Annotated in this window: 12 protein-coding genes and 1 tRNA gene; 6 read left to right on the top strand and 7 right to left on the bottom strand. The window is 59.1% G+C overall.

From position 1 onward, the window contains the following. Nucleotides 1-5 precede the first annotated feature (5 nt). The gene (locus SMD27_RS01455) at nucleotides 6-701 is read left to right on the top strand and encodes a B3/B4 domain-containing protein (protein ID WP_320506560.1); all 696 of its coding nucleotides are present in this window, start codon (nucleotides 6-8) and stop codon (nucleotides 699-701) included. Between the two features lie 93 nt (nucleotides 702-794). Here the strand turns inward: SMD27_RS01455 and SMD27_RS01450 are convergent, their stop codons facing one another. From SMD27_RS01450 to SMD27_RS01440, 3 genes are all read right to left on the bottom strand, one after another. Continuing rightward, nucleotides 795-1,502: a DUF4410 domain-containing protein gene (locus tag SMD27_RS01450; protein WP_320506559.1), complete on the bottom strand. Its 708-nt coding sequence runs from the start codon at nucleotides 1,500-1,502 to the stop codon at nucleotides 795-797. 403 nt (nucleotides 1,503-1,905) lie between these two features. Continuing rightward, nucleotides 1,906-4,824 (bottom strand): DNA polymerase I, encoded by a 2,919-nt coding sequence (gene polA / locus SMD27_RS01445; protein ID WP_379990929.1) that lies wholly within the window; start codon nucleotides 4,822-4,824, stop codon nucleotides 1,906-1,908. A 26-nt stretch (nucleotides 4,825-4,850) separates the two neighbouring features. Next, on the bottom strand, nucleotides 4,851-5,030 hold the full coding sequence (locus SMD27_RS01440; RefSeq protein ID WP_320506558.1) for a zinc-finger domain-containing protein: 180 nt from the start codon (nucleotides 5,028-5,030) through the stop codon (nucleotides 4,851-4,853). Nucleotides 5,031-5,214: 184 nt separating this feature from the next. Here SMD27_RS01440 and SMD27_RS01435 point away from each other — a divergent pair, with 184 nt between their 5' ends. Next, entirely contained in the window at nucleotides 5,215-6,210 is a 996-nt protein-coding gene (locus SMD27_RS01435; RefSeq protein WP_320506557.1) for an ABC transporter ATP-binding protein, read from the top strand. An 11-nt stretch (nucleotides 6,211-6,221) separates the two neighbouring features. Here the strand turns inward: SMD27_RS01435 and SMD27_RS01430 are convergent, their stop codons facing one another. Further along, nucleotides 6,222-6,503: a DUF3572 family protein gene (locus tag SMD27_RS01430; protein WP_320506556.1), complete on the bottom strand. Its 282-nt coding sequence runs from the start codon at nucleotides 6,501-6,503 to the stop codon at nucleotides 6,222-6,224. Nucleotides 6,504-6,654: 151 nt separating this feature from the next. On the opposite strand from SMD27_RS01430, the gene SMD27_RS01425 reads away from it, so the two are divergent. The 4 genes from SMD27_RS01425 (at nucleotide 6,655) to SMD27_RS01410 (ending at nucleotide 17,144) form a co-directional block, all read left to right on the top strand. Beyond that, nucleotides 6,655-7,089 carry a CBS domain-containing protein gene (locus SMD27_RS01425; RefSeq protein WP_320506555.1) on the top strand — a complete coding sequence of 145 codons (435 nt, stop codon included), beginning with the start codon at nucleotides 6,655-6,657 and terminating at the stop codon, nucleotides 7,087-7,089. 174 nt (nucleotides 7,090-7,263) lie between these two features. Next, nucleotides 7,264-7,340: transfer RNA gene (locus SMD27_RS01420), tRNA-Arg, on the top strand. A 2,363-nt stretch (nucleotides 7,341-9,703) separates the two neighbouring features. Then, nucleotides 9,704-12,505 (top strand): hypothetical protein, encoded by a 2,802-nt coding sequence (locus SMD27_RS01415; protein WP_320506554.1) that lies wholly within the window; start codon nucleotides 9,704-9,706, stop codon nucleotides 12,503-12,505. Nucleotides 12,506-12,527: 22 nt separating this feature from the next. Next, nucleotides 12,528-17,144, top strand: a complete 4,617-nt coding sequence (locus SMD27_RS01410; protein WP_320506553.1) for a GMC oxidoreductase — start codon at nucleotides 12,528-12,530, stop codon at nucleotides 17,142-17,144. 603 nt (nucleotides 17,145-17,747) lie between these two features. Here SMD27_RS01410 and SMD27_RS01405 read toward each other — a convergent pair. The 3 genes from SMD27_RS01405 to SMD27_RS01395 are packed head-to-tail and all read right to left on the bottom strand — an operon-like array spanning nucleotide 17,748 to nucleotide 21,394. Further along, complete coding sequence (locus tag SMD27_RS01405; protein ID WP_320506552.1) at nucleotides 17,748-18,620, bottom strand: alpha/beta hydrolase; 873 nt, start codon at nucleotides 18,618-18,620, stop codon at nucleotides 17,748-17,750. A 10-nt stretch (nucleotides 18,621-18,630) separates the two neighbouring features. Continuing rightward, entirely contained in the window at nucleotides 18,631-20,121 is a 1,491-nt protein-coding gene (locus tag SMD27_RS01400) for an NAD-dependent succinate-semialdehyde dehydrogenase (protein WP_320506551.1), read from the bottom strand. Nucleotides 20,122-20,125: 4 nt separating this feature from the next. Then, nucleotides 20,126-21,394: an iron-containing alcohol dehydrogenase gene (locus tag SMD27_RS01395; protein WP_320506550.1), complete on the bottom strand. Its 1,269-nt coding sequence runs from the start codon at nucleotides 21,392-21,394 to the stop codon at nucleotides 20,126-20,128. Nucleotides 21,395-21,506: the final 112 nt, after the last annotated feature.

The raw sequence follows: 21,506 nt of genomic DNA, 5'->3' as shown, positions 1-21,506 counted from the left end.
ACCCTATGACCACCTCGTTTAGACCGGTGATCGCGCCGGAAGTCTCTGAATTGCGACCCGATTTCCGCCTGCTGAGCGTCGTTGCGCGAAATCTCGTCAACCGGGACGAGGATGGCGATGCCGCGGCTTTCCTCACGGATGCCTGCTCCCGCCTCGACGAAGCCCCATGGGCCGCAAGTCATCTGGCGGCCTGGCAGGAAACGTACAAAGCTTTCGGTGCAAAGCCGCAGCGCACGCCATGCTCGGCCGAGGCCTTGCGGAAACGCGTCGCAAAAGAGGGCCGCCTGCCACCCGCCAATGCGGTGGTCGATATCTATAACGCTGTCAGCCTGCGTTTCGCCGTGCCGGTGGGCGGGGAAAACCTGGCCGCCTATGTGGGCGCGCCTCGCCTCGCGCGGGCAACGGGCGTCGAACCGTTCGACACCGCAAAGGATGGTATCCCCGTTCAGGAACTGGTCGATGCGGGCGAGGTGATCTGGAAAGACGATCTTGGCGCGACCTGCCGCCGCTGGAACTGGCGGCAGGGGCGGCGCACGCGGATCGACGTGGATAGCCGCGATATCTGGTTCGTGCTCGAAGCGCTTGGACCGATGCCGGATACGGCGCTGGAAGAAGCAGGCGAGGTCCTCGTTCGAGAGCTGAAGCGCCTGTCGCCGGGTGCAACTTTCGAGACGGAGACGATCCGCGCGGTAGCGGGCTGACGCGCTTAACGCGCCTCAGCCCTATTGTCGGCGATACCGGTCCTCGGCCATCATCGGCACGGAAATCCGCCGGGCCCCGATTTGCTCAGGCCGCTAAATCCACCCTTGTTGCTTCATGCGGGGCTTCATCAGGTCCACAATGGCAGTCGCCGTATCTCTAGCGCCTCTCTCGATGTCTTGATTCATTTCGGTGACCACGCCCACCCCTGTGCTCACCGCGGCCGCCGTTGCGACACCGGAGAGGGCTGCGCCAATTGGCAAGGTTGCAGCGATGCCCGGTTTTTTTGAACTTTCGGCGCTCACCTCCACCGCACTTAACAGGATCTTACCGCCCGGCGTGATACGATAGGCCTGCGCCAAAACTTTCAATTCCGTTCCGCCGACACCAAAGCCGATGATCATGCGTCCCAGGCGGTTGCCTTCGTCAATGGTCAGGAATTGGCCCATGATGGCATAGCCATTTTCCATCTTGGGCGGTGGACCGGACCATCGTTGGGCCGGCAACCCCAGATCTTTCAATTGGGTAACCAGCTCCTGAGCCAACACACCGGCGATCTGATGTGCAAGCGCCAGATTCTCAGGAGTCGAATGAGGATTGTCGATAGCGACGGACAATGTATCGACCGCGGCGTTGTCAGCTGGAATTTCGCTTGTTGTGACCGCAAAGTCATAGACCAGGATCCGTTGCGGATATGGCAGCTTCGTATCCGTCGCTGCCTTCTGCACGTAATCCGTCGAGGTTGAGCCGCAGGCGCTGCATAGAAATGCGAGCGCCACAATAGCCATTCTGATATGAGTCATCTTCTTCCTCATTCATAAATTTCGGAAAAGCACAACTCTTACTGCATTCGGATACACACGCAGCGACGGTTGATCCGGTGCAATGTGCGAAGGCTGAAACACTTCAAAATCGCACGCTTCGGCGGCTTCGTTTTACTGTAACGCTGGCTTGGCGCCGCTCTCCAGTGCCAATCTAATTAGCGGCGTCACCTGCGGCCGGCGGCCGTGAATTTGGTCGACACGGTAACCGGCTCCGCATTGCCTCTAGAGCTAAAGGCTACATTTTTCGCAGAGAAATCCTACGCCCGTTCGACGACAGCTTGCAATGATCGGTCAATTTTTTGCTGCTGCCGAGGGTTCCGGTTACAGCAAACGATGCGCGCGAGCGCTTCGGGGTGACGCGCTAGCTGGGATGCGCTTACACTTAATGCGCCTCGGCCCAGTTATTGCCGACACCGGTTTCAGCAATCAGCGGCACGGAGATTTCGCGCGCCGGCTTGGGTGCGTCTTCCATCACCTGTTTGACCAAAGCGGCGGTTGCCTCGACCTCGGCTTCCGGCACCTCAAACAGCAATTCGTCATGCACCTGCAGCAGCATGCGGGCCTTGAGGCCGGCTCTGTCCAGGGCGTCGGGCAGGCGGGCCATCGCGCGCTTGATGATATCGGCGGCGGTACCCTGCAGCGGCGCATTGATCGCCGCCCGTTCCATGAAGGCGCGCCGCGCCGGATTCTTGTCGGCGATGCCGGGCATATAGCAGCGCCGGCCGAACAGAGTCGTCACATAGCCATGCTTGCGGGCGAAATCCTTGGTCCGCTCCATATATTCGCGGATGCCGGGATAGCGCTTGAAATAGGCCTCGATATAGGCCTTGGCCTCGCCTTGCGGAATGCCCAGCTGTTGCGACAGGCCGAAGGCCGAGATCCCATAGATGATGCCGAAATTGATCGCCTTGGCGCGACGCCGCACCATCGGGTCCATGCCCTCGATCGGAATGCCGAAGACCTGTGACGCGGTGAGGGCGTGGATGTCCTCGCCCTTGCGGAAGGCTTCCTGCAGCGCCGGAATGTCGGCCATCTCCGCCGCCAGGCGCAGTTCGATCTGCGAATAGTCGACCGAAAGCAGCTTCATGCCCTTTTCGGCGATGAAGGCGCGGCGAATTTTGCGGCCTTCCTCGGTGCGGATCGGGATGTTCTGCAGATTGGGCTCGCTGGAGGAGAGTCGGCCGGTCGTGGTCGCTGCCAGGGCGAAAGAGGTATGCACCCGGCCGGTCTTTGGATTGATCTCGTTCTGCAAGGCATCGGTATAGGTGCTCTTCAGCTTGGAGAGCTGCCGCCAATCCAGCACCTTTTTGGGTACCGGATGGCCGCTGGTCGTCGCCAATTCCTCCAGCACATCTGCGCCAGTTGCATAGGCGCCGGTCTTGCCCTTCTTGCCGCCCGGCAGCTTCAGATGATCGAACAACACCTCGCCCAACTGCTTCGGCGAACCGATATTGAAGTCGATCCCCGCCAGTTCACGGATTTCCCGTTCCAACTCCGCCATGCGGCCAGCGAAATCAGCGGAAAGCCGCTGCAATTCCGGTGCATCGATCTTCACGCCGACGCATTCCATCTGGGCGATCGCCGGGATCAGCGGCCGCTCGATGCTCTCATAAACCGTCAGGAGATGTTCCTGCAGCAATCTCGGCTTCAGCAGCCGGTGCAGCCGCAAGGTGACATCGGCATCTTCGGCGGCATAGGCCAGCGCCTTGTCGAGCGGCACCTTGTCGAAGGTGATCTGCGCCTTGCCGGTGCCTGTGACCTCGCTATAGGCGATCGGCTTATGGCCGAGATGCAGCTCGGACAGCTCATCCATCCCATGGCCATGGGCGCCGCCCTCCAGCACATAGGAGATCAGCATCGTATCGTCGACCGGGGCGACCTTGATGCCCTGGGTGGAGAAGATGCAAAGATCGTATTTGATGTTCTGGCCGATCTTCAGCACCGCCGGATCTTCCAGCAGCGGCTTCAGTGTCTTGAGCGCCACATCCATCGGGATCTGCTGCGGCTTCTCGCCGGCATCCAGCAGATCGCCGCCGCTGCCATGGCCGAGCGGGATATAGCAGGCGCGGCCCGGCTCCAGCGCCATGGAAATGCCGACCAGATCGGCGCGCTGCGTCTGCAGCGAGGTGGTTTCGGTATCGACGACGACCTGGCCGGCCTGCATGGCCGCCTCGACCCAGAGCTGCAGGCTCTCGATGTCCTGGACGAGCTGGTAATTGGCCGGATCGAAGGGAACGCTGACGGCATCGACCGCCGCCGGCGCGGCAAAGGTCGTCGCCGCCGTGACGGCGGCTGGATTGGTCGTCACGAGATTGGGGCTGGTGACGACATCCGGCGCCTTGCCCGGTGCGGCTTCGAGGTTTTGCGCTGCCAGGCTCTTGCCATGGCGGCTCTGCACGCGATTGATGGTGGTGCGGAACTCGTTGGTTTTCAGAAAATCCAGCAGAACCGTTAGATCCAGCTTGCGCCGAACGAAGTCCGCCAGCGGCACGTCGACCGGCACGTCGCGTTTCAGGCAAACGAGATCGCGGCTGATCCGGGCCTTGTCGGCATTCTGAATGAGATTGTCGCGCCGCTTCGGCTGCTTGATCTCGCCGGCTTTGGCGAGCAGCGTATCGAGATCGCCATAGGTATTGATCAGTTCGGCGGCGGTCTTGACGCCGATGCCCGGCACGCCCGGCACGTTGTCGATGGAATCGCCGGCCAGCGCCTGGACATCCACCACCTTGTCCGGCGTTACACCGAATTTCTCCATCACTTCGGCAGCACCGATCGGGCGATTCTTCATCGGATCGAACATCCGCACCTTGTCATTGACAAGCTGCATCAGGTCTTTGTCCGAAGAGACGATGGTGACATCCGCCCCGGCCGCCACGGCCTGTTCTGCATAGGTGGCGATCAGATCATCGGCTTCGAAGCCTTCCATCTGGATCGCCGGTACATTGAAGGCCCGGGTCGCTTCGTGAATCAGGCCGAATTGCGGGATCAGCTCCGGCGGCGGTTCCGGCCGGTGGCCCTTGTAATCGGCATAGATCTCATTGCGGAAATTGCGCCGCGCGGCGTCGAAGATGACAGCGATGTGGTCGGCATCGGTCTCATCCAGCAGCTTCATCAGCATATTGGTGAATCCGAGCACGGCGCCGACCGGTGTTCCATCCGGCCGGGTCAGCGGCGGCAAGGCATGGAAGGCGCGGAAAATATAGCCCGACCCGTCCACCAGATAGACATGCTGCGGCTTTTCGCCCGGCGCAATGGCGGGGGCGGCTTGCGGTATCGAGGTCGGCAGGGCTTGTCCGCTCACGGGTTGACCATTCGCTGGCTGTGCGCTCAATGAGCGTCAGCCATCTGCGCGCCCTGTTTCAGCACATAATGCCGGCCACAATAGGGGCAATCGATCTCGCCTTCCTTGCTGAGGGTCAGAAAGACCCGCGGATGGCCCAGGGCGCCGTCGCCCCCGTCACAGGCGATGGTGGGGCTTTCGACTTCGATCACTTCAACCGGATTCATGACGTCGCCACGTCCTTTACTGCTTATGTCAATTATTTCAAGGCAATAGCCCCGCGGATGCCGGTTGCTGCCGGGCGGGCGGGGCGTCATTGACCGTTTTCGGCGCCGATGATACCTGTGTCCGCCGTCGATAATCAACCATCGGCCAAACCCGCATTTTTTAGCTCGTGATGGCGATTCCGCAATGTCCGAACTTTCCGCGCCGGCCTCCTCCAATTCCTCGGTCACGGCTTTGCCAGACCTGGCGGTATCGATTCGCGGGCTTACCAAGGTCTATGGCGCCAGCGGGGCTGCCGGGGCTAAGAAGGCGCTGGATGATGTCGATCTCGACATTCCCCGTGGCAGCCTTTTTGCCCTGCTGGGACCGAACGGCGCCGGTAAATCGACCCTGATCAATATCCTCGCCCAGCTGGTGGTCAAATCCAGCGGCAATGTGAAGATCTGGGATATTGATCTCGACCGCGATCCGCGTCATGCCGCCGCCGCTATCGGCGTCGTGCCGCAGGAATTGAATGTCGATCCCTTCTTCACGCCCCAGGCCTTGCTCGATCTCCAGGCCGGCATGTATGGCGTGCCCAAGGCTGAGCGCCGGACCAAGGAATTGCTGGCGGCGCTGTCGCTCTCGGATAAAGCGAACTCCTATTCCCGCACGCTCTCGGGCGGCATGCGCCGCCGGCTGATGGTGGCGAAGGCCATGGTGCATAATCCGCCGGTCCTGGTACTGGACGAGCCGACGGCGGGCGTCGATGTCGAGCTGCGCCAGCAGCTATGGGCCTATGTGCGCGAGCTGAATGCGCGGGGCGTCACCGTGCTTCTCACCACCCATTATCTCGAAGAAGCCGAGGAGCTTTGCGACCGCATCGCCATCATCAATCATGGCAAGGTGATCGCGCATGAGACCAAGGAAGCCTTGCTCGGTCGTCTCGACAATAAGGAACTCTTGATCACGCTCGACCGCGATATTGAGCTCTCGCAACTGAGCGCCGATCTGGAGAAATTCCATACGGAAAAATTGTCATCCCGGCGCCTGCGCCTGCGCTACCGTCCCTCGCAAGTCATGGTCGATGAAATCCTCGGCGTGCTGCGGCAGGGAGGGCTTCAGATCGTCGATCTCAGCACGGTCGAAACCGATCTTGAAGACATCTTCCTGCAGCTGACCCGGCGCGGCGCCGGCGAATAAGCCCTGGACGTTCAATACTCCGTCGCGCCCGGCAGTTTGCGCCGCACCTGCATCACGGTTTCCGGGGCAATCGCCTGTGCCGCCGCGAATTCCAGCAGCAGCGGCTCCCAATTCAGCAAATAGTCGAGAACCAGGCCCAAAGCCGCCGGATCTTGCGCCAGACCGCGCAATTGCGTGATATCCAGCCCCGTCAGATTGAGGAACCGGCTCAGCCGCTCATCATCCGCCGCAAGAAAGGCCAAAGCCTGCAAGGCGAGGGTTTCGGCGTCGGGCACCTGGATTTTGGGGCGCATGGTCATTCCTTACACACTCTTGTGTCTACTCCCTTAGTCGGATCGTCCCAGTGATCGGTTGTGATGCGGCCGATACTGACATAAACTTTACAGAAGCATCCCCGTATTCCTAACGCGGCGCTTCTGCGCCGATGACAGCTAGACGGAGGAGATGATGACGGTCGCACATCTGCTGCGTGGCAAGCCTATCCGGTTGGTCACCATTCCATCCTACGAAACCCTCACCAAGGCGACGGAAATCTTGGCCCGCGAGCGGATCGGCGCCCTGATTGTAACCGCACCAGGCGGCGATCTCGCCGGCATTCTCTCTGAACGGGATATCGTCCGGGCGATTGCCAGGGACGGGACGGCAGCGGTGATGGCCAAGGTGAGCGATATCATGACGGCCGATGTCGTCTGCTGCTCGCCCGACGACACGGTCGATGCCGTCATGACCCTGATGACGGCCAAACGCTTCCGCCACGTCCCCGTCAAGGAAAACGGCAAGCTGGTCGGCATGATCTCGATCGGTGACGTGGTGAAGGCCAAGGTCGAGGATGCGGAGCGGGAAAGCGCGGATCTGCGCGCCTATATCGCCGGCACATAGTGCGCGCCACGCCTGTCCGGCGCCGATTGCCGCCCCGTGATCGCGCGCCGACAGGCGTGTTAACCAGTTGGCATTAGGCGATAATTCCATTTTATCTGGCTCTCTCCGCCGCCATCCCTCTAGGCTTGATGTCGCCCCCTGCCTCCTGTATGTTGCGCGCCACGCAATCGCGTTGCACCCGTAGCTCAGCTGGATAGAGCGTTGCCCTCCGAAGGCAAAGGTCGTACGTTCGAATCGTATCGGGTGCGCCAAAATTCCCGTTGAATATCAATGTATTGAGTATCGCCGCTTCAGAGAGGGCGGCGAATAAAGTGTCCAAGTGGGGAAGACGGAGTACCCGCACCAGACGAAAACCTTTGCCACAAGGAAGGGAGGCTCAGGCCTGGGCCACCGACATTGAGAGCAAAATGAACCGCAGCGAGTTCGTCGATCGGTCGACTGCAGAACGATTCACATTGGGCGATCTTCTGCGCCAATACAAAAACGACGTGACCGCGCGACGCCTTGGGCTCGAGGCTAGCCGAGTAAGGCGGCTCGCGTCGATCGCTTCCTGCGAGAAGAGCCAAATCTCTGTGCTCATGCAGTCGCCAATCTGACGCCAGAATTATTTGAAGACTACCGTGACCGTCGCCTGCAACAGTTCGGCACCCGCGGGGAACCGTGTAGCCGGGGCCAGTACAAAGCTGTCGAATTTGCTCAGAAGCTTAGGAAGACGGGACAGCAAGAAAAAACGCTGCGAAGCCTAAAGCTCCACCCAAGGCAAAAAGAAGATCTCTCTCCGCACGATCAAACGGAACTGACGCTTCTGAAAACCGCGATTGAGCATACAAAAGAAAGCTGGGTTAGAAAGAAAACCCTGTAGCAACGCGAATGTTAAACGGCCCACCGTAATCGACGAACGTGATGTTTGGCTTGAGCCGGAGCAACTCGTTCGCCTGATTGAAGAATGCTATAACGGAAAAATTCGTACTCAGGGCCAATCGTGGAAATGGCCCTTGAGGTCGGCCTATCACCGCGAGCGATTGCAGTGCTTCAAGCATTGCCGAAACTTGACGGACAGTTTCGGATGCTTGCGATGACAAGGACTCGCTGAAATCAGACTTCGAATCCGCAAGGAAGCGCGCCGGTGTTGAGCATTTTCGCCTTCATGGCCTCGCCATGAACTTACGTCGAGGTTTGTGGAAGTAGGTTGGAGCGACACGGAGGTGAGGTCCCAAACGGGGCACAGAGATCCGAAATCACTGCGTCGATATGCCAATATTCGCAAGAATTTCCTCACCGCAGAGCTTCGCGAACTCGTGAGAAAAAAAAGAAATGCCAACCTTGAAGTTGACCTTTTGCAGGAAAAAATCAGACAGCTTGAACAGGAGATTGCTCAACTTCAGGGCTCGGTCTCACCGTGATGAGAGCGCTTCCAGCGTGTATTTAGCTCATCGAGCTACTCGAGGCGTTTGGCGCATCTTCTGGAAATCCGGATGACTAGCACGCAAGTCGACCTGTTACTCCCTCAACCAACCTCAATCGCGAGAGTTGGATTGAAAGATGAGTTGAGATAGCTGGGGTAATAACCCCTCGGATCGCAGAGCACACGTGTTTTTCCGATTTGATAGTCCGATGAACTGTGAGTATGTCCATGTGCCCACAGATCAGGTTGGAGTGACTCCATTAGTTTATCCAACGAGGAAGCGTAAGAGCCGGATCCCTGTTCGGAGCTGGCAGCGATATCTTCGTAATGCAAGGTGGGGATTCATCGATAATGTACGGCAGCGATCAGCCGAATGGTCCGGATATTATCCTCGATGCGGATTCTGGTAACCGTCTGGTATGGAATGGATCACGGATTTCGGAAAAATGGGATCCAGTCGCAATCTCTTTCAGATTCCGCCGCCTTCTTCGATCTAACAATGATGGTTTGCAGAAAAGACGGGTTGGGTTGGCTCCGACGACGGGTTCCTCGCAATAGACGGGAAGCAAAATGGTTTCATCGACAATCTGACGGAGCTGTTTGGTAACGAGACCACGGTGGGTCTACGATCTTGTCAGAACTTGACGCAAACAATGACGTTGTCATGACCCTCCAAGATTGAATGGTGTCGGGAGGTCTGCAGCTGTAGAGGTCACAATCTCTTTTTCCAGTGGGCGAAATATAAACCGGGCCTTAGCCCCCTATTGGAAATGATGAAGCCCCCAGTCTCGAGCCAGGAGAAGACAGCAGTTAGTGCACGCCGAAAGCTACAACAGCAGGTAATACAGATTGATTTGACAGCGATCATAAGCTGAGTACTTGATTGTGCGATCTGCAGGACATGTGGGGGATGCCATGTTTGTCCCAGCACGACGCAAGCCTAAAAACCATGCGAGACGAGCTTCGCCATTTCGATCGGGAATGATAGCAACCATGCTTGTTGCCTTCTCGACATCAATGGCATGCGCTAACGGGAAAGATTATCGCGGCGCATCGCAGCCGCCGGAATATTCTGTAAGCGAGGCTGAAAAGCTGGACAGTGCAGCGCCGGGGGACGAGCCACAGGCGGGTCGCACCGAGCGGGGAACGCCGGTCAATAAGCGGATAGAGCTGTGTTTTCCGGCGGAGATGCGGAACGTATTCAATCAAATGGACAGAGTGCCGGATGGCAATGGAAACCTCGTTCCATTCAATTACACGGATGGTAACTCCATCTCTCCCGATGCAAGGAATGCGATCCGTGGCCGCAACACATGGGTCCTGTGGGGCGAAGGGAACGAGACGTTCTGGGGTTGGGTGCAGGAACAGGGATACGGGCTCGCCGATTTCCTCATCCTGATCGACTCGCGCAACCGCGCGGCCCGTTTCGCGAATAGCGGCCTGATCAATCAGCCGGGTTTGACCGCACAGACCGATCCGGCAAAAAAAATTCTTGGCCTATATATCGACCAGGCGGACGGAAAAAATATCCAGCTCCAGAACAACCAACCTGCGGATGACATCGATATCGGAACCGGCCGCATGGCACAGCGCGTGGAACCGCCTAGCGATCCCCAGCATCCGGCCGAAGCGTTTACACCTGGCGACCAGGAACTTTACAAGAAGACGCTCGAGCAACTGCCCAACGATGGTGCCGATCCTAATGTCTATGGTTATCCCACTGGCATTGTCGGGCTCCGCCTATTCCCGAATCCCGACTTCTTCGGCAACACGCAAGCGGCCGCCGCGGCGCGCGATTATTGGAAGAAGCGGGTCATTGATCAGGGCGATGACTATTACACTGACACGTCGATCAATGCCGATCGCAATCTCATAAGACCGTTCCGTGTCAGTATGTCCTGCGGTTTCTGCCATGTCGGTCCGCACCCGCTCGCTCCCCCGATGGATAACGAGAAGCCGGATTGGATAAATCTGTCAAATACCATTGGCAATCAATACTGGACGCCTGTCAAAATCTTCAGCAATCTGAAAAAGCCGGAAAGCTTTCTCTTCCAGTTTCTGGCGAGTCAGCAATGGGGCACCGTCGACACATCGCTTGTCAGCACTGACCACATCAACAACGCAAACACGATCACGCCGATTTTCGATGTGCCTGCGCGCCTCGAACGAGCGATGCTTAACCCACCGGAACGGCAAGGTGCCGAAAACCTCAAAGTTCCCGCCATCGAAGACCCGGCGGCCGGAACCAATCCGCGTCACATGCCACGCATTCTGCTGGATGGTGCCGACAGCATCGGTATTTTTGGCGCCTTATCTCGTGTCTATCTTAATATCGGCACATACTCCGAACAATGGAAGCGCCTGCATAACACGGTAGTAGGCTTCCGCCCGCAAAGCCCGTTCTCCGTCGCTGCCGCAGTCAAGAATTCGGTATACTGGCGCACCGCTGAAAAGTATCGGATCCCCTATCTCGCCGCTTATTTCACCTATAAAAGCAAGGTGACGGGCGAGAGCGTCACGGCGCCAATGCATCTGAGCGATGCGCCCGGAGGAAAACCGATCATCGACACAGAGAGAGGCCTCTCGGCCAAGGGACGGCAGATTTTCATCGACAATTGCGCGATCTGCCATTCCAGCAAGCAGCCGGCAGGTTTCGCTCTCCATTTTTCGCGCGACTGGATAAAACGGACCGATAGTCAGGCCGGTCAGGCTGCGCTTTGGCTTCCAATGGATTACACCGATTGGGATAGCTTTCTGAAGACGCCGGCCTATCAGGGCTATGTAAAGCAAATCGCTGCCATTGCTGGCTCTCCGTCGAATGACGCAGACCCATTTCTCAAGGACAATTTCCTATCCACGGATATTCGGATTCCGATCACGTTAGTCGGCACCAATTCCGGCCGCGCGGTGGGAACCAATGGCATGCGAGGGCAGATGTGGGATAATTTCACGTCGGAGGATTACAAGTCCCTTCCTGCCGTCGGCGAGGTTCATTTTTTCAATCCCTATTCGGGGGTGGCCGTCGACGCCTGGGGCAACAACGATTCTTATGCGCCGCCGGGCGGCGGTCCGGGCTATTACCGTCCGGCATCCTTGATCAGCCTCTGGGCCACTGCACCCTATCTGCATAACAATGCACTTGGTGTCTATACGCACGACCCCTCGGTCAACGGCCGGCTCAAGGCGTTTGAGGATGGCATCGACAAAATCCTATGGAAGAAGAATCGGGTGCCGGGGGCCGAGCACGCACCCGGCGATCTCCGCTGGGATGCGGAGGCTTTTGCTGCCGGTGATCCGGGCTTCATCTACCGGACGACACAGGACAGCTGGATAGACTTTCCCGCACGTTTCATCAGAGAGCTTTTCGTCGGTGTACTGGGCGATGGCTGGACCAGCTTCTTCACGACCTATCTCTGGTATCTACTCGCGGCCATCGCGTTGATCCTCGCGATTTTCGGCCGCACACGCCATGCCGGATTGGCGATCTCGCTGATTGCCATCGCTGCCGCACTTCTTCTGCGGGTTAGCAGGATCGATACGATATATCCGTTTTTATGGATCGCTCCCGCATTCGGTGCCGTGCTCGCTTTGGTTCTTTGGTTCGTCGTCCGGCGCCGCTGGGCCGGTGTCGTTACGTTCCTTGTGCTAAGTCTGGCATTTGTCGGCGTGAGCATCACGGCTAGGACTTTCCTCGATGGCGGGTTTGGCGGTCTGAAGGTCGGTCCCATTCCGAAGGGGACGCCGGTCAATCTGATCATGAATATAAATCCCCAGGCATCGTCGACTGACTTGGCAGACGCCGTCTTCGCCATTGGCCGCGGGCTTCTGCGGATTCGCCGGGACGGGCTGAAGGACGAGGCCGCGTTGAAGGCATTCGAGGCGGAAGCCGGGCTTGCCCTTCTGAAAGTCAGCAAGTGCCCGGACTTCGTGCTCGATCGCGGCCACTGGTTCGCGGAGCATCTGTCGGACGATGAAAAGCTGCAGTTGAAGGCCTTCCTGAAGACGCTTTAACGTTATATGGAGAGCGCCATCCATGGAGCCGATGCCTCTAGAGACCGGCGCCACCGGCTTGATCGATCTCGCGGGTGACCCAGCCAGGACACCGTTCGACTATATCGTGATCGGATCCGGTGCCGGCGGTGGGCCTCTGGCCGCCCGGCTCGCCCTCAATGGCCGCAGCGTTCTACTGCTTGAGGCGGGCGGCGATGTCGCGGTTGACAGCGCCGGTGAGCCACGCGAGGTACATCAGGTGCCGGCCTTTCACGGCGCCGCGACCGAGGACCCCGAAGCGGCCTGGGAATTTTCCGTTCGTCACTATGCCGATGACTTGGCCCAGGCAAAGGACACAAAATACAGCAGCAGCCACGACCCGTCTGCGAGTGGCGGCATCGGCAAGGGCGGCATTTTCTATCCACGGGCCGCCGCGATTGGTGGATGCACGTCGCATCACGCCATGATCGTTATCCGTCCGGATGACTCGGATTGGGATCGAATCGCGGAGCTGACCGGCGACGAAACCTGGCGCTCCGAAAACATGCAGGGCTATTTCCCGAAGATCGAACGCTGCCTTTATTACGCGGTCTATAAGGGTTTTCTGGGAAAGATTCTCGGAGGTGTCCTGCGCCTCATCCAGTATGTCGCCACCTTGATCAATCCGCGCAGCCAACTCGATCCCGGCGGCCACGGCTTCAATGGCTGGCAGCCGACCAGTTTCATCGATCCTTTTGTCATCGCCGGCATAGCCCGCAGCGACCGCACATTCCTGTCGCTCTTGGCGGACGTCATTTGGTCCGCACTCGCAGCCAAAAACGGCAAATCGATGCTCCAGCGCGCATTGGCCCGGTTGCAGATCATTCAGTTTCTTGACCCGAATGCACGCTCACCCATCCTCACCAGCCGCGCGCGTCTTTCGTTGATCTCGATCGGAACCGACGGCGCACAGCGCATCGGCGTGCGGGAGTGGCTGATGCAGGTTCGCCATGCTTTTCCCGAACGACTGGTCATCAAAACACATGCCCACGCTGTGCGGTTGATCTTTACCAACGATACACAGGATTCACCGCCGCGCGCGGTTGGCGTCCGGGTTGCCCTGGGAGAGCATCTCTATCGGGCAAGCCCGAAATCGGGCGACCACGCACAGATCGAGTATGCTGCATTCTACGCTCGGCAAGAAATCATCGTGGCGGGCGGCGTCTTCAATTCGCCACAGCTTCTGATGCTGAGTGGCATCGGTCCAGCCGCGGACTTGCGCCAGCTCGGCATCAAAGGACCTTCCGATGTGGCGGGAAAGGAGATTGCCGAAATTGTCGATTTGCCCGGTGTCGGCGCCAATCTCCAGGACCGCTATGAGATCTGTATTGTCAGCGAGACAAAAAAGCCCTTTACGACCTTGAATGGCGCGACCTTCGATCCGGATGATCAGAGTGACCCGCTCCTCAAGCAATGGCAACGGGATCGGACCGGCCTGTACGCGACGAATGGCGGTGCGCTCGCCATGATGTTCTCGCAGCCGGGCAACAACCCGTCCGCCGAGCCGGATCTCTTCGTCTTCGGCGCGCCAGCGGCATTTCGGGGCTATTACTGGGGTTGGTCGAAAGAGCTGCTCTGCCCGGTAAAAGGCGACGAGGCTATACAGCGCAATCTCTGGTCCTGGATCATCCTGAAAGCCCATACGAGCAACAGCCAGGGCAAGGTCTCGCTGCGAAGCGCCGATTTCCTTGACGTACCCGACATCAATTTCAATTCGTTCTCGGGGAGTGCGGCAGGCGTAAAAAAGGATATCGATGCACTCACTTATGCCGTTGCTCATATGCGGGAGATCAATGCCAAGATCAGGGTAATGCAGAACGAGATCCAGCCTGGCCAGCAGCTATCGGATGGATCGCCTGGCCTGGTCGATTGGATCAAAAACGAAGCTTGGGGGCATCATGCCTGTGGGACCTGCCGGATCGGCGCCGATCCTTGGCGCGCCGACCTGCGGCAGCTCGAAGATCGCGGCGCCGTGCTCGACAGCCGGTTCCGGGTTCATGGCGTCCGCGGCCTGCGTGTCGTCGATGCATCGGTCTTTCCCCACATTCCGGGCTACTTCATCGTCACGCCGGTCTTTATGATCGCTGAAAAGGCGGCGGACACCATCCTTGCGGATTCCGTCACCTATCCAAGCGCGCTGGCTTTTCGCGAAGCGGAGCGTATCCATATACGTCGTGCGGTGGCCGATCCTGGCGGCGATGTTGGCGAGGCGACTCCACATCTGCCTGCGGATTGCATCGGCCTCGCATTGTCCGGCGGCGGCATCAGGAGCGCCACCTATTGTCTCGGCGTGCTCCAGGCCATGGCAAGCCGCAATTTGCTGCGTCGCGTCGACATACTCTCTACCGTGTCTGGCGGCGGCTATATTGGCGGTTTTCTCGGGCGGCTTTATACCCGCCTGACCGAAGAGGTGGCGGACAAGGCCGGGCGCGTCCAGGAGATCTTGGCCGATAACAGCACAGCCGAGCTCTGGTGGTTGCGCCAGCATGCGGACTATCTCGGCGGTGCCGGCCGATCGGATATCGAAAACAGTCTGGCGGTTTTTGCCCGCAACCTCGCATCCGTGCATCTCGCCATTGGCGCTCTCTTCGTGGCGGCTTTTGGTGCCTTGCGATGGATTGCCGATCTCTATCTGCCGGCGGCAGGACAAGGTTGGCAAGTCATGGGGATCGACCTGTCGCCGTGGTGGATAGTCACCGGTGCCATGCTGGTCTTTGTTCTAATACCGCTCGCAGGCAGCTATTGGCTGACACCTGAAGCCGGCGCGAAACGCCCATACCCGGTCTCCAGCGTTCTGCTTTGGTTGGTGCTCGTTGGGGGGATGATTGCTCTTACCGGCCTACCCGATGCGCGATCCTTTGGCTTTCTAGGGGTGGCGATACTGCTGGCGACCTGGCTCTGGCAGGAGGTCGTGCGCTGGCGCATCGACATGGACGGGCTTGACCATCGTGCCGCTGCCTTAGTGCGCAACCGCATCACCAGGCTGCTCGGCGGTGCCATTCTCCTCTTTACGACAATGCTGCTTTTCCTGGCAATCGATTCCCTGGCCCGTGCGGCGTCGGCCGGATCGCTGGGACGGTGGGTCGGGGCGGTGATGCTCTTAATCGCGCCATTCCTGCCAGCGCTACGCACCGTTGCCATCTCACTGGTGCCAGGGCGCGTCACCGCGGTCGGCGGGCCGGTCAACCGGAAAACACGAATGTTGCTGTTTGCCGCTCTCGGCTTTGCCTTTGCCGCCCTTTTCGCGTTTGCCTGCGATACCGCCGCCCAGGCCGCCTTCGATACAAGCCGTGCGCTCGGCATCTGGACTGTCATTGTGACGATATCGGGCTCGGTGGTCCTCGGGCGGGCGACGAATTTTCTTAATCTCTCATCCTTGCACGCGGCTCTGGCGCAGCGATTGATCCGCACGTTTCTCGGCGCGTCGAATGATCGGCGCGTACATCCAAGCGGTACTGATGCGCCAAAGCCCGTGCAGATCGCTGATGAAAATGATGATGAGAGTTTCGGCCGCTATCATCCCGAGGAGCATGGTGGCCCCATGCATCTCATCAATGTGTGCATCAATCAAACGGTCGACGTTCTTTCCGGCCGCGAGCTGCGCCAGAATAAGGGCGTCTCGATGTGTGTCGGCCCGGCGGGCATCAATGTTGGGCGGCGCTATCATGCGATCTGGCAGGGGAATGATCTGCCCCAGACAAGCACGGCTACGGAGCCGGTCACCGCGCTACCGACCGTTCCGGATCCCCATGCCTTTCATGTCCTTGGCCGGTCGGATGGACATCCTGCACAGGTGGAGGAGCTCAGCCTCGGCAACTGGCTGGCCATCTCGGCAGCTTCGCTGGCGACCGGTATCGGGCGATATAGCAGTCTGCCGATTTCGCTGCTATTGGGGCTTGTCAATGTGCGCCTCGGCTACTGGTGGGACAGCTGCATCAAACCCGATGAAAGACCGGGACGCTATCCGCCCAGCCTCTGGCGTCGGTTCAAGTCCTTACCATCGACGATCTTCGGCGTGCAGGCGATGCTGCTGAACGAATGGCGGGGTCATTTTGATGGTCCGTCCGCCCGCCGCTGGTACCTGAGCGATGGAGGACATTTCGACAATACCGCGCTTTATGAACTCATCCGCCGCCAGCTGCCCTTCATCATCGCCGTCGATGGCGGCGAAGACGAGAATTATCACCTGAATGATCTTGCGGTATTGACGCGACAGGTACGCCTTGATTTTGGCGCCACCCTCGATTGGTTGCGACCCGTTGCCGACGAATCGGGAAATGCCTGGAACGCGTTGCTGAATGCCGCGAGTTCCCCGATACCGACTTGGATCCGGAAGCGGTTGCAACCCGAGGCGATCGGCGCAATAGAGGATATCAAGCGCAATAGCATCCATGGCGCGGCCCTGGCCCAGATTTCCTATGACGGTCAACCCGGCAAGATCACCTGGCTTCTGCTTGTTAAGGCTAATCTCGCACCGAAGATTGCGGTCGATGTGCGCAACTATGCCGCTGTGCATCCTCTCTTCCCAAACGAATCGACGCTGGATCAGTTCTTTGACGACGATCAATGGGAAAGTTACCGCCTGCTTGGTGAACAGGCGGGATTGATGGTATTCAGCTGACACTTTATGACCAGCGTCGCGCGATAGGGATGGGTCGGAAGATAGAGTGCGCTTCAGCTTCATCCCGCTACACAACATCACTTTCGTAACGGAAGCGATCGACAGACCGAAAGATCGGAGGCACGTCCGTGGTCTTCATATTGTCCCTCGCATCGGGCTTTGGTGCAATTGACGGGCGAGTTGCGTCGAGTGGCGATATGGGCCGGCGGTTGGCCGTGGCCGATGGAAATGATCAAAGCACTGGCTTGGCCGGCTGTGGTGCTGGTGCTTGCGTTGCGCTTCCGGCCGGAGCTTCAGGCATCGATTCTCCGGTTGTTGAAGTTTGGCAAAGACGGTTTCGAATTCGCCCCAGCTCAGTCTGCAGGAGTGGGTGTGGCCGCTCGCTGGCGGAGCCGTTGTATAGTTTGAGAAATGATTGCGATGTCCTACGCCATCAAGGCTGTTGTGGTCCAGGCCGGCACATTGGAGGGGCTGATGGGAGTGGCCGTCTTTGTCATCCTTGCGAAACATAGGACGACGACTGCCTTATCTGGTTTCCCCGCCGGCGATGCCGCCTGCCATAATCCTGGAGCCTGACGCGGTAGACGACGCTCTATTGCATGATCATTTGGAAGGCCGGCAATTCGCTTGAGATTTATGAATCGTCGACATCAAGCTTTTGCCAACATCGCTCGCCGGATTGCCGAGGGAAAGCGCGCTAGTCATGTGATTGGTGGCCGGGACAGTGCCCAGAGCCGACGTACAGCCATCATTGAGGAGAGATTGATGGAAACGTGCTGCCTGATCGTGAAAAGGCGTGGTTTCATATTCGCCTACATGGATCGAATATATGCAGTCCGCTCTATGCGTGACAGTGAGCGGCGTCCACCGGTCAACCTCCTCATCCGTTAAGGCGAGATCGGGCTGCAGAAATGAGCGTTGAAGGGGCCTCAGGTCGTAGAGGCCGCCGAGCAAGAGGCAGGTTGCGACGCGATAGTCAGGATGCGCATCGCGCTGGTCCACGAGCCAGCTGGCAAGGTGCGCCCCAGCGGAATGACCGCTGACGGAGGTCGAGAACGGATCGCCGCCACGGCTACCTATTTCTCTCGCGACCCAGGCAGTCGCTCGCCTGACCTGATCGATCAGGAGTGCCATTCTCTGTGTCGGCATCAGGGCATAGTCGAGGATGACGGCGATCGCTCCGGCGGCGGTCACGGTATCGGCGATATAGGAAAAGTCGTCTTTAGAAAACATCCGCCAATAGCCACCATGGATGAATATGTGGACAGGGAGACCGGCACGTCCCTGTCGAGCCGCGGGCGGAGGATAAAAGATGTCGAGTTTTTCTGCTGGCCCGTCTCCGTAGGGAACGTCAGTTTCGGATCTCAACTTCTGACGGGTTTGGCGGCTGGATTCCCCGAAGGCATCGACGACGTCGTCAAATTCCGCGACATGGTCGCGCGTTCGGAATGGGTCTTTCGATGCTTCGCTCAGCATGCTTCATGCCTCAGAAATTCGTCGCGATGTATTTTGCTTCCATGAACTCCAGCACGCCATGGACGCCGCCTTCCCGGCCAAGTCCACTTTGTTTCGTCCCACCGAAAGGTGCTGCTGGATCAGAGACGAGACCACGATTAAGAGCAATCATGCCGGATTCGAGCCTGCCGGCAAGGTCGAATCCACGCTTGAGGTCGGTCGTATAGATATAGCCGACAAGACCATATTCGGTCTCGTTGGCCGCCGTCATCATCTTGTCAGTGTCGTGGAAGCGGAAGAGTGGCGCGACCGGCCCGAAAATTTCCTCGCGGGCAATGGCGGCGTCGGCCGGGACTTCGCTAAGTACCGTCGGCGCGTAGAAATAGCCCGGACCCGGGAGTGGATGTCCGCCCAGAAGAACTTTAGCGCCACGTTCAACCGCGTCAGTGACGAGGCGATGGATTTTGGCGACAGCCGCAGCGGTAATCATGGGTCCGCAATTAGTACCGGCATCGAAAGCTCGGCCGACGACCAGCTTCGACATCCGCTCCACAAGGCCGGCCGCGAAGGCGTCATGGATGCCGGATTGGATGTAGAACCGGTTGGCGGCGGTACAGGCTTCGCCGGCATTGCGCATCTTGGCGATCATGGCGCCATCCAGAGCGGCATCGAGATCTGCGTCGTCACAGACGATGAACGGCGCATTGCCACCCAATTCCATTGAGCAGCTGAGCACGTTGCGTGCTGCCGTTGCGAGAAGCTCGCGACCGATCATGGTGGATCCGGTGAAGGAAAGCTTGCGGGTTCGTGGATCGTTCAGCATTGCTGCGACGACCGGGCCTGGCGTGTTTGTCGTCACCACATTGACGACGCCGGCGGGGACACCGGCCTCTTCATAGAGTGCTGCCAAGGCGTAGGCCGTGAGGGGCGTTTCGCTCGCAGGTTTAAGGACGCAGGTGCAGCCCGCCGCCAGAGCCGGTGCGATCTTGCGGGTAGCCATGGCGGCCGGGAAATTCCAAGGGGTGATCAGGACGGCGATCCCGATAGGCTGGTAATCGACGAGGATCCGGTTCTGGCCTGAAGGAGCCAGTCCCAGTTCGCCGCGAACACGCACAGCCTCTTCGGCGTTCCAGCGGAAGAACTCCGCCGCATAGGCGACCTCGCCCCGGGCATCCGGCAGTGACTTCCCGTTTTCCAGGGAAATCAACTTTGCCAAAAGCTCGGCCCGCTCCGTCATCAGTTCGAAGCATCGGCGCAGTATCTCGCTCCGCTTGCGCGGTGGCGTCAGGCGCCAGCCCGTCGCTGCCCTGGCAGCAGCGTCGAGAGCCTTCATGGCATCGCCGATATCGGCATCCGGGACACTCGCGATGACATCCGCCGTTGCTGGGTCAGCGACATCGATCCATCTGTCATTCCTAGGTGATCGCCACTGGCCGTCGATATAGAAGCCGCGTGCAGCACTTAACACTAGGCGATCGAGATCGGAAGCTGCTCTCGCAGGAGCGGCTGGCGGCAAGGTCATGGTGTCAGGCTCCGGTATGGGTGTCGAGCAACTGGCGGTCGCCGGCGAAAGCCGCGCCAACGAGGCTCTTCATGGCGTCAAGATCGATACTGCGCGGATTGTTCTTGATGAGGCGCGCCACGGTGATCGCCTGTTCCGCGGCCCATCCCTGCTGGTCCGCGGGGAGGCCCAGTGTTGCGAGGTCGGCTGGGATGCCGATATCGGCGAATAGTTGTGCGACGCCATCGATCGCGAGATCGGCCAGCATTGCATCGCTTCGGCCCGCACCGTCAATGCCCATGGCCCGGGCGACCTCGGCGAAGTCTTCGATGCAGGCTGGCCGGTTGTAGGCCATGACATAGGGCAGAAGCGTGGCAACTCCCATCCCATGCGCGGTATGGGTCAATGCGCCGATCGGATATTGGATGGCATGCGCGGCGGCCGTGCCGGCGGATCCGAATGCGCAACCTGCGGCCATTGCACCCATCATGACATCTGCGCGTGCCTCGGTGTCGCTGCCATCCGCAACCGCCCGTCGCAGACTGCGCGCCAGGAGTCTAATAGCGAGGAGGGCGAAGTGATCGGTCAATGCGCTTTTCCCCACAAAGACGTGTTGCTGGGCAAGCATGGCGTCTGCCTCGCGCCGCACCGTCGTGAAGGCCTCGATGGCGTGCGTCATAGCATCTGCGCCGGCGATTGCCGTCAGTTTCGGCGGGCATGTGAGCGTCAATTCGGGATCGCAGATGGCGATATGCGGGACGAGATGCGGGCTTGAAATGCCGATCTTCATGACGCGGTCAGGATCGGACAGGACGGCTACTGGCGTGACTTCCGATCCAGTTCCCGCCGTGGTCGGCATGGCGATGACCGGTAGTGTAGGGCCCGGCACTTTGAATTCACCGTAATAGTCTTCAACCCGACCACCATGGGCAAGAATGAGTGCAGCGCATTTGGCCATATCAAGACAACTGCCACCACCGATGCCGATAACTTGGTCCGGCCTCAAGAGCTTCGCCACGTCACAGCATTCGAGCACAGTATCGCGGGGAATATCGGGCTGGACCTGATCGTAAACCAGGGCCTCGACACCGGCTTGCTCCAGCGATCGCAGGAGGTGGGCAAAGGCCGGGTCCGCTGAAAAGCGGGAATCCGTGCAGATGAGCGCACGACGGCCGAGCCCGGCTGCGACCGAGCCTAAGGCATTCCGTTGGCCAATGCCGAAGAGGATGGTTCGCGGCAGTCGCAAAAGACCGAAGAGCGGACCGGCGGTTGACAGCTTAGACACGGGTTCCACGGGTGATGCCTCCTCATCTGCGTTGGCGACGGCGATTGGCCGCCTTGGATCAACATCCTAATTCGGGATTAGAATCGGATCGTATAGGATATCGGATTGCATTGTGCGAACA

The sequence above is a fragment of the Dongia soli genome (assembly GCF_034044715.1).
Taxonomy (GTDB): Bacteria; Pseudomonadota; Alphaproteobacteria; order Dongiales; family Dongiaceae; genus Dongia_B; species Dongia_B soli.
This window is presented reverse-complemented; position numbering and strand designations above follow the sequence as displayed.